This window comes from Sphingomonas sp. (genome assembly GCF_019749955.1).
Classification (GTDB): domain Bacteria; phylum Pseudomonadota; class Alphaproteobacteria; order Sphingomonadales; family Sphingomonadaceae; genus Sphingomonas.
Window position 1 is genome coordinate 39,604 of record NZ_JAIEPC010000016.1, and the last position, 15,997, is coordinate 55,600.

General features: G+C 66.0%; 14 protein-coding genes and 1 pseudogene. 8 read left to right on the forward strand and 7 right to left on the reverse strand.

The features are described from left to right. The first annotated feature begins 94 nt into the window (after positions 1–94). A complete protein-coding gene (locus tag K2W81_RS05495; protein ID WP_294102084.1) occupies positions 95–412 on the forward strand; it encodes a GIY-YIG nuclease family protein in 318 nt (105 codons plus the stop codon). Between the two features lie 62 nt (positions 413–474). Here K2W81_RS05495 and K2W81_RS05500 read toward each other — a convergent pair whose 3' ends face one another. After that, complete coding sequence (locus K2W81_RS05500; protein ID WP_294102086.1) at positions 475–1,005, reverse strand: hypothetical protein; 531 nt, start codon at positions 1,003–1,005, stop codon at positions 475–477. 135 nt (positions 1,006–1,140) lie between these two features. Here K2W81_RS05500 and K2W81_RS05505 point away from each other — a divergent pair, with 135 nt between their 5' ends. Next, the gene (locus K2W81_RS05505; protein WP_294102087.1) at positions 1,141–2,691 is read left to right on the forward strand and encodes a DUF6311 domain-containing protein; all 1,551 of its coding nucleotides are present in this window, start codon (positions 1,141–1,143) and stop codon (positions 2,689–2,691) included. 114 nt (positions 2,692–2,805) lie between these two features. Here K2W81_RS05505 and K2W81_RS05510 read toward each other — a convergent pair whose 3' ends face one another. Both K2W81_RS05510 and K2W81_RS05515 read right to left on the reverse strand, forming a co-directional pair. After that, positions 2,806–3,744: a bifunctional helix-turn-helix transcriptional regulator/GNAT family N-acetyltransferase gene (locus K2W81_RS05510; RefSeq protein WP_294102089.1), complete on the reverse strand. Its 939-nt coding sequence runs from the start codon at positions 3,742–3,744 to the stop codon at positions 2,806–2,808. Positions 3,745–3,955: 211 nt separating this feature from the next. Continuing rightward, on the reverse strand, positions 3,956–5,011 hold the full coding sequence (locus K2W81_RS05515) for a mannose-1-phosphate guanylyltransferase/mannose-6-phosphate isomerase (RefSeq protein ID WP_294102090.1): 1,056 nt from the start codon (positions 5,009–5,011) through the stop codon (positions 3,956–3,958). A 157-nt stretch (positions 5,012–5,168) separates the two neighbouring features. On the opposite strand from K2W81_RS05515, the gene K2W81_RS05520 reads away from it, so the two are divergent. From K2W81_RS05520 to K2W81_RS05540, 5 genes are all read left to right on the forward strand, one after another. Then, a complete protein-coding gene (locus tag K2W81_RS05520; protein WP_294102092.1) occupies positions 5,169–6,557 on the forward strand; it encodes a TIGR03013 family XrtA/PEP-CTERM system glycosyltransferase in 1,389 nt (462 codons plus the stop codon). Next, on the forward strand, positions 6,554–8,593 hold the full coding sequence (prsK, locus tag K2W81_RS05525) for an XrtA/PEP-CTERM system histidine kinase PrsK (RefSeq protein WP_294102093.1): 2,040 nt from the start codon (positions 6,554–6,556) through the stop codon (positions 8,591–8,593). The genes K2W81_RS05520 and prsK overlap by 4 nt, the downstream gene beginning before the upstream one ends. Continuing rightward, entirely contained in the window at positions 8,590–9,939 is a 1,350-nt protein-coding gene (prsR, locus tag K2W81_RS05530) for a PEP-CTERM-box response regulator transcription factor (protein ID WP_294102095.1), read from the forward strand. Before prsK ends, prsR begins: the two co-directional genes overlap by 4 nt. Then, positions 9,932–11,998 (forward strand): tetratricopeptide repeat protein, encoded by a 2,067-nt coding sequence (locus K2W81_RS05535; protein WP_294102096.1) that lies wholly within the window; start codon positions 9,932–9,934, stop codon positions 11,996–11,998. Before prsR ends, K2W81_RS05535 begins: the two co-directional genes overlap by 8 nt. Before the next feature lie 187 nt (positions 11,999–12,185). Continuing rightward, positions 12,186–13,292 carry a sigma factor-like helix-turn-helix DNA-binding protein gene (locus tag K2W81_RS05540; protein ID WP_294102098.1) on the forward strand — a complete coding sequence of 369 codons (1,107 nt, stop codon included), beginning with the start codon at positions 12,186–12,188 and terminating at the stop codon, positions 13,290–13,292. A gap of 228 nt (positions 13,293–13,520) precedes the next feature. On the opposite strand, the gene K2W81_RS05545 is transcribed toward K2W81_RS05540, so the two are convergent. From K2W81_RS05545 to K2W81_RS05560, 4 genes and pseudogenes are all read right to left on the reverse strand, one after another. After that, positions 13,521–13,970, reverse strand: coding sequence for a hypothetical protein (locus K2W81_RS05545; protein ID WP_294102099.1), 450 nt, complete (start codon positions 13,968–13,970; stop codon positions 13,521–13,523). Next, complete coding sequence (locus K2W81_RS05550) at positions 13,967–14,557, reverse strand: hypothetical protein (protein WP_294102101.1); 591 nt, start codon at positions 14,555–14,557, stop codon at positions 13,967–13,969. The genes K2W81_RS05545 and K2W81_RS05550 overlap by 4 nt, the downstream gene beginning before the upstream one ends. Continuing rightward, positions 14,554–14,820, reverse strand: coding sequence for a helix-turn-helix transcriptional regulator (locus K2W81_RS05555; RefSeq protein WP_294102102.1), 267 nt, complete (start codon positions 14,818–14,820; stop codon positions 14,554–14,556). The genes K2W81_RS05550 and K2W81_RS05555 overlap by 4 nt, the downstream gene beginning before the upstream one ends. Before the next feature lie 122 nt (positions 14,821–14,942). After that, positions 14,943–15,087, reverse strand: a pseudogene (locus K2W81_RS05560) (chorismate mutase); the annotation flags it as partial. A gap of 100 nt (positions 15,088–15,187) precedes the next feature. Between K2W81_RS05560 and K2W81_RS05565 the strand changes: the two are divergent. After that, positions 15,188–15,823 (forward strand): hypothetical protein, encoded by a 636-nt coding sequence (locus tag K2W81_RS05565; RefSeq protein ID WP_294102103.1) that lies wholly within the window; start codon positions 15,188–15,190, stop codon positions 15,821–15,823. Positions 15,824–15,997: the final 174 nt, after the last annotated feature.

Genomic DNA, 15,997 nt, shown 5'->3' on the forward strand with positions numbered 1-15,997 from the left:
TGTGCCTGACTCATTACTTTCCTTTTGGTCCGTCGCCCCGTGCTTGACACGGGGCCAAGCTTTTCTTCTGCGCCGCCGCTTGCGATAACACGACATGGCGAAGGGCGGTTGGGTCTACAGTACCGCGAACCGGTATCGCGGGGGCATGTACGTCGGCGTGTCAGCCGACGTCATCAGCCGCGTTTATCAGCACCGCGAAGGAACCGGGTCGGCGCATGTGCGCGACTTCGGCAAGACGCGGGTCGTCTATGTCGAGGACCACGCCGACATCGGGGCGGACAATCCGGCGTGGCTCGACCTGCGGGACCAATGGTTCACGGGTGGCATCGACGAAAAAAAAGCCCTGCCCCGTGTCAAGCACGGGGCGACGGTGGGCTTTGAGGGTTGTTCCGTACCCAATGAACGACCGTAACCGGGGCGTTAGTCGTCCGAGCCCTTACCGTCGCCCTACCTCCACGACACGATCTGACCCGGCTATTTCTCCTCCACCGGCGGCAGCTCCAGGTGATCGGCGACTGCGGCGGCGGCCGGCGCGGCGGGCGCGCGGCAACCCTTGCTGAGGCCCAGGCCTTTCAGATAGGCGCGGCGCACCGAACCGGCATAGGCGGCGGCTTCGGCGCGGCGTTGGGCTTTGTCGGCGCCGGTGACGACGCGGACGAGGCCGAGGCCCGGGATCAAGGTGTTGACCGCCGCCTTGGTCGCAGCGGAAGCGATATAGGCGCCTTCGCCCTTCTTCTTGCCCTCAACATCGACATCATCGCCAAGGGCAGCGGTGAGCGTGGCGATTTGATCGGCGATTTGCGCGCAGGTGCGCGTCCCGTCCGCACTATAGGGGGCCGATGCCGCGAGCAGCAGCGCTTCGGGAATTTTGTCCTTCTGGAGCCGTGCGTCGCGCAACGGCTGCGTTGCCGCGCGGCGAATGCTCTCGTCTTGTTGTTGCGCGGGGGCTGCCCCGACCAAAAGTCCGATCAGCACGGTTGCGCTGGCGATTGCCTTGAACTGCATCATCATTCTCCCTTGGCCGAAGCGCCGCCATCCTATGCCGGTACCGGAACGATGTCGAAGCGCTTGAACGCGCGAACTGGTTCCGAATTGCGCTTGTTTACGCGAAATGCAGCGCTGCGCGTATAACAGGCCATGATGCGGCGTTTGCTGACCCTGATTGTGTTGATCGCCACGGCGGGCGCGCTGTTCGCGGCGTGGATGCATCCGCGCGTGATCGATCCGCGCAATATCGGCTGGCTGCTCGACGGGCATGACCGCGGGCAAAGCGCGATTGGCCTCGCGGCCTATCTGGCGGGCGGCGGCTGGCCATCGCTGCACAATGCTTTGCTGTCGGCGCCCGAGGGAACGAGCCTGTTGCTGACCGACAGCATCCCGCTGCTCGGGCTGCTGCTCGGGCCGTTTGCGGGGTCGCTGGCGGGGATGCAGTTCGTCGGGGCCTGGCTGTTCGCGTGCGTGGTGCTGCAATTGCTGTTCGCCTGGGCGCTCGTCCGCCCGCATGCGCCCGATCTGCCGAGCGCGTGGTTCGGCGCGGTCCTGCTCGCGGCGATGCCGATGCTGTTCAACCGCTTTGGCCATGCGAGCCTGTGCGCGCAGTGGCTGATCCTGTGGGCGCTGTGGATCTATGTCGAGCCGCGCCGGGCCGAGCGGCCCCTGTGGTGGGTGGCGGTGCTGGGGGTGGCGGCGCTGGTGCACAGCTATTTGCTGTTGATGGTCGCGAGCATTTGGGCGGGGTGGCTGCTGCGACAAATGGGGGCGCCCGGACGGGTACGCACGCTGGGTGAGGCGGCGGTGACGATTGGCTTCGTGGCGTTGCTGCTCGCGGGGCAGGGGGTGTTTGGCGGTGGTTTTCTGTCGACGGGCACTTATGGCGCGTTTCCGATGGCGCTTGATGCGTGGTGGAACCCGGCGAACCCGGGCTATGCGGCGCTGATGCCCTCCTCGCCCGAGGATCATGGCCGGGGGTTTGAAGGGCTGAATTATCTCGGCGCGGGGGTGATCTTCGCGGTGGTCGTCGCGGTCGCGACGCGGCGGGCGGCGCTGCGGCATTTGCTGTGGCTGGTGCCGGCATTTGTGGTGCTGGGGGTGATTGCGATCGGGCCGCAGCCGTTGCTGGGGGGCAAGCCGGTGGCGATCCTGCACCTGCCGCCATGGGTGATCGACGCGCTTGATCCGGTGCGCGCGGGCGGGCGGCTGTTCTGGCCCGCGACCTATGTGCTGACTTATGCAGGCGTTGTCGGCGTGCTGGCGCTGCGACGCGCGACCTTGGTGCTGGCGGCGGCGGTGGCGATCCAGGCGGTTGATCTGGCGCCGATGCTCGCGGCGATTCGGACGACGAGCGCGCGTGCCGATGATCCGACCGTGTTCACCCGCACGCGCGATCCGCGCTGGCCGGGGCTGATCGCGCGCGCGACGCGGGTCGATTTTACACCCGCCGATCCCTTTGTGGACTTGCAGGTGATGGAGGAAGTGACGTGGCGCGCGGTGTGCGCGAAGCGCCCGGTCGGCTTTACCTATACCGCGCGGGTGTCAGCGAAATCGCGCGCGCGGCTGGCGGCAGAGCGCGCGGCGTTCGAGCGGGGTGAGCTGGCGCCGGGGCATTTGGTGATTGTGCAAGATGGCAAGCTGCCTGCGGCGCTCCGGGCGCGGGCAGTGCGGATCGATGGCGTGGTGGTGGTGGGGCGGTAAGCCCCCCAACGCCGTTTGTGTCGAGCGAAGTCGAGACACCTCTCCCGTCGCTTGCGGCCTGTTTCTCGACTTTGCTCGAAACAAACGGGTGAAAGGGATTAAATCCAATGCCCGTCATTCGGGCACGTACCGCATCGCCACGTCGCATCTCGCATAGCGCGCGCCGTAATCGCGCATGATCTCGGCATCATGCTTGAAGCCGAGCTTTTCGTAGAGGTGGATGGCGGCGGCGCAGCGGTGGCTGGTGAGCAGGTAGAGTTTTTCGACGCCCATCGCCTCGGCGCGGGCGATCGTTGCGGCGAGGAGGAATTCGCCCGCTTTGCGCCCGCGCGCGCTTTCGCGCACGCCCATTTTGGTGAGCTCAAACGCGCGCTCGCCGGTCTTTTGCAGCGCGCAGGTGCCGACGATGCCGAGTCCGGCTGCTTCGACGAACAGGATCGTGCCGCCCGTATCGACGATGCGCCCGCGCGGATCGCGCAGGACCTCGCGGTCGGTGTCCTCCAGCCGGAACATCGCCTCGATCCACTCGGCGTTGATGTCGTGGAAATCGCGCGCGAGATCGTCGGCGAATTCGTGGATCCTCAGGCCCGGTGTCGCGTGGAGCGGCTTGGCGGCGAGGCGCGTTTCGATCGCGCCGATCTGGTCGAGCAGCGGGCCGCTGAGTCCTGCGAGCAGGTCAATCACTGCCGCCTCGACACGCGGCCACACCTCGATCCGCGCGCGGGCAAGCGCAGCGGTGCCGACCGGGGTAAGTGAGACATGCTTCTGGCGCTGGTCACCGGGTGCGCGCGCGCTATCGACCAGCCCGAGCGTCACCAGATTGGCGAGTGTGCGCGTGATCGCGGGCTGGCTGAGCCCCAGCGTTTCGGCCAGCGCCGACACCGTCATCGCGCCCGCACGGTCGAGCGTGGCGAGCAGCGGGTATTGGCTTGGCTGGATCGGCAACCCCGCCTCGGCGCTGATCCGGCTGACATCGGCCTGCATCCGTTCGGCGAGGCGCTTGAGGCGGCTGCCGAGGAAAAGTTCGCCGTGTTGGGTGATGATGTCTGGCATGGGTTCCCCGCGATTCGTATAGCGTGTTATATAGCATGCTATGGGAATTCAAGCGGGGGATGCCGGGGAGGTGGCGACCGTTACTGAGCGACTCCCCACCCGTTCGTTTCGAGCGAAGTCGAGAAACAAGCCCCGGGCGACGTCGCTTGTGGCCTGTTTCTCGACTGCGCTCGAAACGAACGGTGGAAGGTGGAAGGTGGAAGGAGTTAGGTTACTTCTTCATCGCCTCCAGCAGCCGCTTCACCTCTTGCGATCGCCCCCTCGGCAGGATCAGCACGTCGTTGCCGCTCGCGACCACAATCAGGTCCGATACGCCGACCATCGCGATGCGGATGCCGTCTGACCGGACGAGGCAATCGACGGTGTCGAGCGTCACGACATCGCCCTTGCAGCTGTTGCCGTGGCCATCGCAGTCGCTGAGCGCGTGCAGCGCGTCCCAACAACCGACGTCGCTCCACCCCATGTCGACCGGCACGCAGGCGACGCGGTCGGCCTTTTCCATCACCGCATAATCGATCGAATCGGCAGGGCTGGCGGCGAAGGCATCGGCGTCGGGATAAAGGCGCGTGCCGTCACGTCGCGCGCGGCTCATCGCCTGCTGCGTCGCGATCAGCATTTCGGGGGCGTGCTGGCCGAGCGCGGCGAGGTACATGTCGGCGCGGAACAGGAAGATGCCGCCGTTCCAATAATGCCCGCCCGCCGCGAGCATCGCCTGCGCGCGGTCGAGCGGCGGCTTTTCAACGAAGCTTTGGACGCGGTGGACGCCGGGCGCGATCGCGTCACCGACATGGATATAGCCATAGCCGGTCTCGGGCGCGGTCGGCTGGATGCCGAAAGTGACCAGCCAGCCTTCGCGCACCATTGGCAGCGCGCGTTCGATCGCGGCGTGGAAGGCGGGCACATCGTCGATGACATGGTCGGAGGGCATGACGAGGATGGGGTCGGCGCCGCCCCCCGCCGCAATCGCCGCGAGCGCAATCGCCGGGGCGGTGTTGCGCCCCATCGGCTCAAGGATCAGCGCCTGCGCGCCAGCTTCGATGCTCGCAAGCTGTGCCTCGACCAGATCGGCGTGAAAGGCATTGGCGACGACGATGGGTGCCGCGAACCGCGGATGCGCGGCGGTGCGCTGTGCGGTCAGTTGCAGCATCGTCTCGTCGGCGGTCAGCGGCAGCATCTGCTTGGGCATTTCGGGCCGCGACATCGGCCATAGCCGCGTGCCCGATCCGCCCGACAGGATGATGGGGATGATCGGTGCGGGCGTCGTCATGAATGTTCTCCTAGGCCCGGACCCCTTAGCGGCATCGGCGCCAAAGGAAAACGCGCCACGCCCCAAAGCGCCGCGCCGATGCACCGCAATTTTTTCGCGACGCGGTGGGCAACGTGTCGGATTTGTTTACACCTGTCGCGCTAGACCCGGAGCTGCGATGATCAGGCTCTTCAAACATTATGTGCCGAATGCCGTGCTGCTGCTCGGCCTGTTCGATCTGATTGTGCTGGGTGTTGCCGCCGAGCTCGGTTGGGTGCTGCGCGCGGGGCAGATCGGCATGATGGTCGATCCGATCGTGACGCGCTTGCCGCAGCTCGGCATTTTTATCATCTCGCTTGAAACCGCGATGATCGCGGTCGGCGTCTATGGCCCCGGCGCGCTTCAGTCGATTCGCTTTGCCACCGCGCGGCTGATCGTCGCGGTGTCGCTCGGTGTGATCGTGCAAGCGACGATTTTCTTCCTGGTCCCCGACCTGACCTTCTGGCGATCGAACCTGCTTTACGCGATGGGTTTTTCGATCCTCGGGCTGATTGGCTTGCGCATCCTGCTCGGCAAGACGCTCGGCAGCCAGGCGTTCAAGCGGCGGATTGTGGTGCTGGGTGCGGGCACGCGCGCGCAGCGGTTGAAGACGCTCGCCCAACGCCCGGGATCGGCATTCGTCGTCGTCGGCTATGTGTCGATGTCGGAAGCCAATCGGGTGATCCCCGAAGCGATTGCGCGCGACGCGATCTATAACCTCGCCGACCATGTCGTGCTGTTGAACGCCAGCGAAGTGGTGCTCGCGCTCGAAGAACGCCGCAACGCGTTGCCGCTCAAGGACCTGCTGCGGATCAAGACGACGGGCGTGCACGTCAACGAAATCTCGACCTTCCTCGAACGCGAAACCGGCCGCGTCGATCTCGACAGCGTCAATCCGAGCTGGCTGATTTTCTCCGATGGCTTTTCGAGCGGGCGGATGTTGTCGAGCGCGTTCAAGCGGCTGTTCGACATTGCCGCGAGCCTGGTGCTGCTCGCGCTGACCTTGCCGCTCATCATCGTCACCGCGATGATCGTGAAGGCCGAGAGCAAGGGGCCGGCCTTTTACCGCCAGCGCCGCGTCGGACTCTACGGCGTCGGGTTTGACATCATCAAGCTGCGATCGATGCGGCAGGACGCCGAAGTCGCGGGCAAGGCCGTGTGGGCCGAAAAGGATGATCCGCGCATCACCCGTGTTGGCCGCTTCATCCGCAAAGTCCGCATCGACGAACTGCCGCAGGCGTGGAGCGTGCTGAAAGGCGAAATGAGCTTCGTCGGCCCGCGCCCCGAGCGCCCGCAATTCGTCGACGATCTCGAACAAAAGCTGCCCTATTATGCCGAGCGGCATATGGTGAAGCCGGGGATCACCGGCTGGGCGCAGATCAACTATCCCTATGGCGCGTCGATCGAGGACAGCCGCCAGAAGCTCGAATATGACCTGTACTATGCGAAGAACTACTCGCCCTTCCTCGATATCCTGATCCTGCTCCAGACGATCCGGGTCGTGCTCTGGCCGGAGGGTGCGCGGTGATCCTGTGGGGGCATGCGCTGGCGGCGTTGCTGTTCGGGCTGCTCGCATTGTCGCAGATCAGGCATGCGGCTGCGGCTTTGCCACGGCTCACTTTCGTGCTCGCGCTCGGCGCGACCGCGCTGTGGGCGCTGGCGGTGGCGGGGATCGGCAGCGTTGATCTGACCGCGAACCTGCTTGAGGCTTTGCGCGATCTTGGCTGGCTGGGCTTCATGTTCGCGCTGGTGCGCCGTGACGGGCGCGCGCCCGAACGTGCGGCGATCCAGATCATCTACGGCGTCGTCGCGACGATCGTTTTGGCGAGCGGGATGCTGGCGATTGCCACTGCCGCGCTGCCGCCCGCCGACGCGCCCGTGCTGATGGCCGCGCGCGTGGTGTTGCAGATGATGGTGGCGGTCAGCGCGCTGGTGCTGATCAATCACCTTTACGCCGCCGTCGCTCCGGGCGCGCGGGGTGGCATCCGGCTGGTGGTGGTCGCGCTCGCGGCGATGTGGTCGGTCGATCTGGTGCTGTTCGCGACGGCTTATGCCAGCGCGGGCTGGCCGGTCGGGCTGGTGGCGATGCGCGGGCTCGCACTCGCGCTGCTGGCCCCGGTGTTTGCGCTGGCGGTGCATCGCAACGGCGACTGGACGCTGCAATTGTCGCGCACCGTGGCCTATCAGTCGCTGTCGCTGGCGGCGATTGCGCTTTACGTGATCGCGATGGGCATGGCGACGAGCTTGCTCGCGACGATCGGCGGGCCATCGGCGCGGATTGTGCAGACGGCGTTTGTGTTCGGCACCACTGCGGCGCTGTTCGCGATCCTGTCGACGCCGTGGCTGCGCGCGTGGACGCGGGTGAAGCTCGCCAAGCATTTGTTCGCGCACCGTTACGATTATCGCCAGGAATGGCTGCGCTTCACTGATACGCTCGGCAAGCCGGGTGAGGATGCCGCCCCGCTCGAGACGCGCATCGTCAAGGCGGTCGCCGACCTGACCGATTCGACCGCCGGGCTGTTGCTGGTGCGCGATGGCGTCGGGCTGGGGCAGGGTGCGTCGTGGCACTGGGACGGCGACAGTTTCGCCACCGATGGCGAGCTGCCGCGCTATCTGGAAGCGACTGGGCGGATCATCGCGCTCGACGCCGTCCGCAACGATGCCGCGAGCCTTGAGGAAGCGCGCGCGGTGCCGAGCTGGATGGTCGACCGTGCCGATGCCTGGGTGCTGCTGCCATTGCTCCATTTCGGCAAGCTGACCGGCGCCATCCTGCTCGCACGCCCGCCGATCGACCGCGCCCCCGACTGGGAGGATTTCGACTTGCTGCATCTCGCGGGGCGGCAGGTCGCGAGCTATCTCGCTGAAGCGCGCGCGCAACAGGCGCTGGCGGAGGCGCAGCGCTTCGACGAATTCAACCGCCGCTTCGCCTTCATCATGCACGACATCAAGAATCTGGTGAGCCAGTTGAGCCTGGTCGCGCGCAATGCCGAGCGTCACGCCGACAATCCCGATTTCCGCGCCGACATGATCGCGACGCTGCAGGATTCGGCGGCGCGGATGAACGATCTGCTCGCACGCCTCTCGCAGCATCACCAGACGCGCTCCGAAGCGATCGAGAATATTGATCTGGCGGCGCTGGTTGCGCGGGTGGCGGGGCGGCGCAGCGCGCAGCATCCGATCGTCACGGGCGGGGCGCGCGATGCGGTGGCCGCCGCCGATCCGGCGCGGCTCGAACAGATTCTCGACCATCTGCTGCAAAATGCCATCGAGGCGAGCCCGCCTGCCGATCCGGTTGCGCTGGTGGTCGGTGCCGATGGCGACAGCGTGCATGTCGATGTGGTCGATCACGGCGCGGGCATGAGTCCGGCGTTCGTGCGCGACCGGCTGTTCAAGCCATTTGTGTCGTCGAAAGTCGGCGGCTTTGGGCTGGGCGCGTTCGAAGCGCGCCAATTGGCCGAGGCGATGGGCGGTAGCGTCGAGGTGGCGAGTCGCGAGGGCGAGGGGACGCGCTTTCGCGTGAGCCTGCCCGCCGTTGTCGTCCCCGTGCTGGGAGCGGCGGCATGACGATGAAGAAACTGCTGATCGTCGAGGATGACCTGGGTCTCCAGCGCCAATTGCGCTGGGCCTATGAAGGCTATGAAGTGCTTGCCGCTGCCGACCGCACGACGGCAATCGACTTGCTGCGTGCCGAAGAGCCCGATGTGGTGACGCTTGATCTTGGCCTGCCGCCCGATCCCGACGGGGTGAGCGAAGGCTTTGCGACGCTCGCCGAAATCCTCCGACTGAAGCCCGACACCAAGGTGATCGTCGCCTCGGGCCACGGCGCGCGCGAGAGCGCGCTGCGGGCGATCGGCGAAGGCGCGTGGGATTTCTATCAAAAGCCGATCGATATCGACGCGCTCGGCATGATCGTGTCGCGGGCTTTTCATGTTCATGCGCTCGAGGCCGAGAATCGGCGGCTGGCGGCACAAGCTGGCGGGGCGGTCGGGCTGGGCGGGATTATTTCGGCGAGTGCCGAGATGCTGAAGGTGACGCGCACGATCGAGCGCGTTGCCGCAGCGGACGTGTCGGTGATGCTGCTCGGTGCGAGCGGCACCGGCAAGGAATTGCTTGCGCGCGGGCTGCATGAGGCGTCGCCCCGGCGCAAAGGCGCGTTCGTCGCGATCAATTGCGCGGCGATCCCTGAGACGCTGCTCGAAAGCGAGCTGTTCGGGCATGAGAAAGGCGCGTTCACCGGCGCGATCAAGACCACCGAAGGCAAGATCGAACAGGCGCAAGGGGGGACTTTGTTCCTCGACGAGGTCGGCGACATTCCGCTGCCGCTTCAGGTCAAGCTGCTGCGCTTTCTGCAGGAGCGGGTGATCGAGCGGATCGGCGGGCGCAAGACGATCCCCGTCGACACGCGCATCGTCTGCGCGACGCATCAGGATGTCGATACGATGATCGCCGACGGGCGGTTCCGCGATGATCTTTACTATCGGCTGGCCGAGATTGTCGTGCGCATCCCCTCGCTTGCCGAACGACCGGGCGACGCGGTGCTGCTCGCGCGGCATTTTGTCGCGAAACACGCCAAGGCGATGCATTCCGCCGTGACCGGCCTGTCGCCCGATGCTTGTGCCGCGATCGACGGGTGGAGCTGGCCGGGCAATGTCCGCGAGCTGGAAAACCGCGTGAAGCGCGCGGTGATCATGGCCGAGGGCAAGCTGGTCGCCGCTGCCGATCTCGACCTGCCGGGAGCGGCGGGCGCGCAGCCGATCAATTTGAAAGCGATCCGCGAAGCCGCCGATCGCGCCGCGATCAGCAATGCGCTGGCGCGCGCCGATGGCAATATCAGCAACACCGCAAAGCTGCTCGGGATCAGCCGTCCGACGCTTTACGACCTCTTGAAGAGCTATGACCTCCATGCTTAAGATATTTGGGCGTAAGTTCTTGGTTCTGGGCGGCGTGGGTGGCCTTGTCGCAACGCTCGGTGCGGGGGCGCTGTGGATGGCGCGTGCGCCCGCCGCCGATGCCGCGCAGGCGAAGCATCAGCTCGCCGTCAGCCTGACGTTGCTCGAGCGCGGCAATGCGACGGCGGCGCGGAGCTGGGCGCTGAAGGCGACGCGGAACGACCCCAAATGGGGGCTGGCGCAGGCCGTGCTTGCGCGGACTTATCTTGCGCTGGGCGAGGGGCTGGCGGCGCAGGCCGCACTCGGGCGCGCCAAGGATGCGGGCTTCGACACGGCCCGCACGCATCAATTACAGGCCGAAGCGCTGCTGCTGCAGGGCTTGCCCGAACGCGCGCTGAAGGAAGCCCGCAAAGCCCCGCCGCGCTATGGCCGCTATGCACTGCGCATCGCCGCGCGCGCGCTGGCGGCGCAGGGCGATTTGCCGAGCGCGCAATTGCTGCTCGGCGCGGTGCTCGCCGATCAGGATGGCAGGGATGCCAATGCCTGGGTCGATCTCGGCCGCGTGCGCCAGCAGACCGGCGATGTCGGCGGCGCGATTGATGCCGCCACGCGCGCGCTCTCGCTCGACCGCCGCAATGTCGATGCGCTGACCTTGCGCGGGGAACTGGTGCGCGGGCAATATGGGCTGGTCGCAGCGCTGCCGTGGTTTGAGGATGCGCTGAAGATCGATCCGTGGCGCTATGGCACGTTGATCGATTATGCCGCGACCCTGGGCGATGCCGGGCGCTATGGCGACATGCTGCGCGCCAGCCGCCGCGCGCTCGCCGTGCGGCCGGGCAGCGCCGATGCGCTCTATCTGCAAGCGGTGATGGCCGCGCGCGCGGGCAACGACGATCTCGCGCGCGCGCTGCTCCAGCGCACGGGCGGCGCGCTCGACGGGCGCCCGGGGCCGCTGCTGCTCGCGGGCATGATCGATTACGCCAATGGCGGCTATCAGCAAGCGGTCGAGAAATGGCGCGCGGTGGTGCGTGCAGCACCGATGAACCTCGTCGCGCGCCGATTGCTCGGCGCGGCGCTGCTCGACGGCGGCGATCCCAAAGGCGCGATCGAGGCACTGCGCCCGGTGGCTTTGCGCAGCGATGCCGACAGCTACACGCTGCAACTCGTCGGGCGCGCGTTCGAAGCGACCGGCGAGCGCGACTGGGCGGTGCGCTTCCTCGATCGCTCTGCGATTCCGGTGCAGGCGGCGGCGCTGCAATTCGGCACCGATGATGATCTGGGGATGCTGGCGCAAGCCGTCGACGATGCGCCGGGATCGCCGGTCGCGCGCGTCAATCTGGTGCGGGCTTTGCTGTACAAGGGGATGACGGGCGAGGCGCTCGATCAGGCCAAGACGATCGTGCGGGCTTATCCGGGTGTGCCGCAGGCGCATCTGGTGCTCGGCGATACGCTGATGACCTTGAAGCGCTTCGACGAGGCCGCGAGCGCCTATGCCCGCGCCGCCAATCTGCGCTTTGATGAAGCAACGATGCTGCGCTCGGTCGAGGCGCTTGAGGCGAGCGGCAAGCGCGACAAGGCGGCAGTGGTGGTGGCGCTGTTCCTCGCGCAGAACCCGGGCAATGTCGCCGCGCGACGGCTGAGCGCGCACTGGCAAATCGCCAGCGCGCAATGGGACGCGGCGATCGACACGCTCGAAGGCCTGCGCGCCGACATCGGCAACCGCGATGCCGCGCTGCTGGCGGAGCTGGCGCTGGCTTATGCCGGCGCGGGCGAGGAGAAAGCGGCGGAACTTTACGCGGCGGCGGCCTATGATCTCGCGCCGCTCAACCCTGCGGTGGTCGATGCTTACGGCTGGGTCGCCTATCAGGCGGGCGGGACCGATCAGGCGGTCGAACTGCTGCGCAAAGCAGTGGCGATTGCGCCGGGGCATGGCGGCTTGCGCTGGCATCTGGCGCAGGCGCTGGCCGAGGCAGGCGATGCGGGCGCGGCGAAAGCGAACATCGCCGCAGCGCTCGCCGATCCGGGGTTTGCGGATCGGGTGCCGGCGAAGGCACTGGCGGTCGCGCTCGCGAAGGGGTGAAGGTCCCGAACGAAAGACCGCGCCCTACCCCCATTTGCGAAGGTTTGCGGCCGCAAACTCAGGCGGATCTGCCTCAAATCGTGCGCCAGCCAGGCTTGGCTTTGCTGGCGCGCCGTAACGGGATCGAGGGATAGGGTACCAGACAGCGGGAGTTGGTATTGGCCCTTAAATCGTTACGTTAGCCGTCATGAAGATGGACGCGATAGACGAGAGCATGCGGGCAGCGATCCTGCGCCTGACGACAGCCGAACGGGAATGCCTCCAGCGCTGTCTGAACCATCAGACTGCCAAGCAAATGGCCATCGATCTCGGTATCTCTCCTCACGCTGTCGAGAAGCGGTTGAAAATGGCCCGCGCCAAGCTGGGCCTGTCCTCATCGCTTGAAGCGGCGAAGCTCGTGGAGTCGTTGGAGCGGTGCGGTCGGCTGGGACCCGGCTCGTCGGACCTTCCGCCGGATCATGCAAGGGTCGAAGCGGGCGGCTCCGAAGCCGCCCCGCGCAAGGAGACCACGTGGATCACGCAGCGGCACCCTTATCTGGTCTCGGGAGCAATGCTCATGAGCATACTTGCAGCAATAGCCTTGACGATTTTGGTTCAATCATCCGGCGCCAGTGAGGGGCAGGCAAGCCCGTTGGCAGGAGCCCCGTCTGCATCGTCACCGGCGCCCAGCGCGGTGCCGACTGCCGGCACCGAGGCAGCCTTGCGGCGCCTTGTCGCTGGTTTGGCGAGCGGTTCGCCCGACTATGACAAGCTGTCTCCGCGGTTCGCCGAAGTCGTCCGTGGGGATTTGCCCATGACTCACGCCCTGTTCAAATCGCTCGGCGCGCTGAAGTCGATGACGTTTCGCGGGCGGGGCGCCATGGGCGACGACGCCTATAATCTGGTGTTCGCCAACGGCGAGGTGTTGATGTCGGCCGCGCTCGACGCTGAAGGCAGGATGCTGGGCGGCATTCTCCAGCCGGGGTTCAAAGCCGCTGCCGGCGTGGTGCCGACTGCCGGCACCGAGGCTGCCTTGCGGCACCTTGTCGCGGGGCTCGCGAGCGGCGCGCCCGACTATGGCAAGCTGTCTCCGGGGTTCGCCGAAGTCGTGCGTGGGGATTTGCCCATGACCCATCCCCTGTTCAAATCGCTGGGCGCGCTGAAGTCGGTGACGTTTCGCGGGCGTGGCCCGAGGGGCGACGACGCTTATAATCTGGTGTTCGCCAAGGGCGAGGTGTTGATGTCGGCGGCGCTCGACGCTGAAGGCAGGATGCTCGGCGGCATTCTCCAGCCGGGGAGGCCGCCGGAGCGGTGACGGCGGGGGGCGGCGGTTCTGGCGAAGGGATGCGCGCCGGGCGCGCCTTGCTCCCCCAACCGTCACCCCGGCCTTGTGCCAGGGCCCACGTCCCCACCAGCGACACCGCCTGCGGCTCGGTAGGCCCCGGCACAAGGCCGGGGTGACGATGGGGGTGTGATGGTGCGGTAGGCTGGCGTCCGGAAAACGATCGTGTTTCGCGAAGGTGAGCCAGCGGGCCGCGAGCAGCTAAACCGACTGCGAAGATGCGGGCGAACGGAGGCGAGGCCAAGCGAGCCACGTCCCGACTGCATAGGTCGCCCCGTAGCCCAAGACGATCAGCGAGCTGACGATCTCGAAGCTATCGACCAGCTGCGGCTTGAGCGCGAGCAACGGGACGAGCGCCAGTCCGCGAACCAGGTACACGGCGGTGATGAGAACCAGCGCCGTCCGTACCAGCGGCAGGCGTCGGACAAAGCCTGCGGCCGAGAATGCATACAATGCCCATATGGCGAGGATCGCGGCAATTGCGGCGGTCACCAAGCCGGGTATGGATGAGCCGCGCTCGGCCGCGCGTGCCATCTCTTCTCCGGCGCCGAAAAACCGGTACCAATCGGGGCCGCCGATGATGGTTGCGACGTGCAACAATGATGCAGCGACGCTCAAAAACCCTGCTGCGATCAGCCAGTTATTTCTCATGGGTTCAACGCACGTGCGCTTGGTGATTGAAGATTTTCGACGCGCAGCATGAAGATGCCGCCAATCAGCAGGGCAGCCCAGATAACAACCCCTTCGATAGCGAGAGTCTCGTAAAGTCGAGCATTGGCCGATGCGCTGACCATGCCGATCTTGGGCGACACAAAGGCATATGCGATAATGTAGACGGGGATTATCGAGCTAGCGGCTTGGATCAACGCCATCGGTCCCCGCAAGTAGCTCCAAACTGCCGCTGCGGCGAAAAGCGCGGAGATCAGGCCGAAGACCAACGCCGTGGACGCATATGCGTCGATCATCCGTCCCGTGATCAAGGCAGACTGAAGCGAGAGCGCGAGCATTCCGGAGATCGTGGCAAACCGCACCGACTGCGCGGCAAAGGCCATGGTCAATGTCCTCGCCTTGATTGAGCCCCAAATGCATCCAACGGCGAACGCGAGCGCGGCATGCCCGTCCTCCATTGCGTCCACTTCGGCTTTCATCGCGGCAGCCCAGGCTGCGCGATCGGCGGGAAGCAGCGCATGGCACCAGCCGATCAGCGTGAGCGCCAGGGAGTGCCTATGGCCGTTCACGCGGTCGCCCCCACCAAACCATGCTTGTTCGTATTCGGGTGGGCTAGCATCGCTCGGGCAAAAGCACGACCCGAAGGGGTGAGCCGATACGCATGACGTGGCGCACGCGCCGGAGGAACCGGCGCACGCCACTCGGCTTCGAGCAGTCCGTCATCGGCCAAGCGCATCAACAGCGGGTAAAGCGTACCCGATTTGAGTTGGGTTTCCTGGAGCAGGTCATAGCCGTGCCGCCACATTTCTGGTCGCGCGATCAGCGCTTCCATGAGGGAAAGAGCTTGTCGGGACGAGTGAGGACGGCGTGCCATGCTCAATATCTACCTATGTAGATATTGATAGTCAATCGTCTCAGTGACGAAGGGTGATGCAGTCACACCTTGCCACTGTTTTACCCCTGCAATCGCTCATGGTGGCGGATCACTTCGTCGATGACGAAGCGCAGGATTTTCTCGCTGAATTCGGGGTCGAGCGCGGGCGCCTTTCGCCGGCGCGCGCAGGCGGGCGATTTGCGCTGCCTCGCGCGCCGGGTCGGCAGCGCACGGCACTCTAACATGATGTTCAGGCAGGCCGCATTCGACCCGTTAACCTTCCCCAGTCGCGCTTCGTCAAGTGATTGGCGCTACTCGGCAAAATATGAGAGTCGCCCTCCCGCTCGCCCTGTTGCTCGCTGCCGCCCCGGCCGCCGCGACCGATCCGATGCCGCTGTCGCCCTATGCGTGGATGGGCGGCTTTGCGCCGTACAAGCCGGCGCCGGTCGCGGCGAGCCATCCGTTGTTCGGCAAGGTCGCGCTCGCGCCGATTGTGGCGATGCCCAACCGGGTCGGCGGGACCTTCATCCTCGTCACGCGCCCCAAGGAGCTGACCGAGGCGCTGCGCGAGACGCTCGCCAAGTCGAACATGCTCGCCGCCGACGGCGTCGCGCCCAAGGCGACTCTCGAGGTGAGCTGGGTCGATTTCGACCTGCCGTTCAAGATCGGCCTGTCGAGCAAGGCCAACGTCACGATCCATTATGAGCTGAAACGGGTCGACAATGGCCAGGTGATCTTCAACCGCGACGTGACGACATCGGCCGAACTGCAGGGCGGTGGCGATGCCAGCGTCCGCGCGCGCGCGGCGGGCCGGGCGGCGATCCTTGGCAATGTCGCGGGCGCATTGTGGTGCCTCGACCAGGCCGCCTATGGCCGCGCGCCGATGAATTGCGCGTCGCAGCCGCGGGGCAGCTTCACGATTCAGACGACGCGCTTCTTTCCGATCTTCGTGCCGCGCTGAGGCGCCAAGGGAGGTTACCCTGCAACCGCTCATGGTGGCGGATCACTTCTGCTACGGCCCGTCCGGCGGCGGGGGACGTTGCCGTCGTGGTTTTAGGGACGGTGCTCAGATGTCCGAGGGGGTGTTCTTACAGTGCGCCATTATCTGTGGGTCGCGCAACGGCTATACAATTGA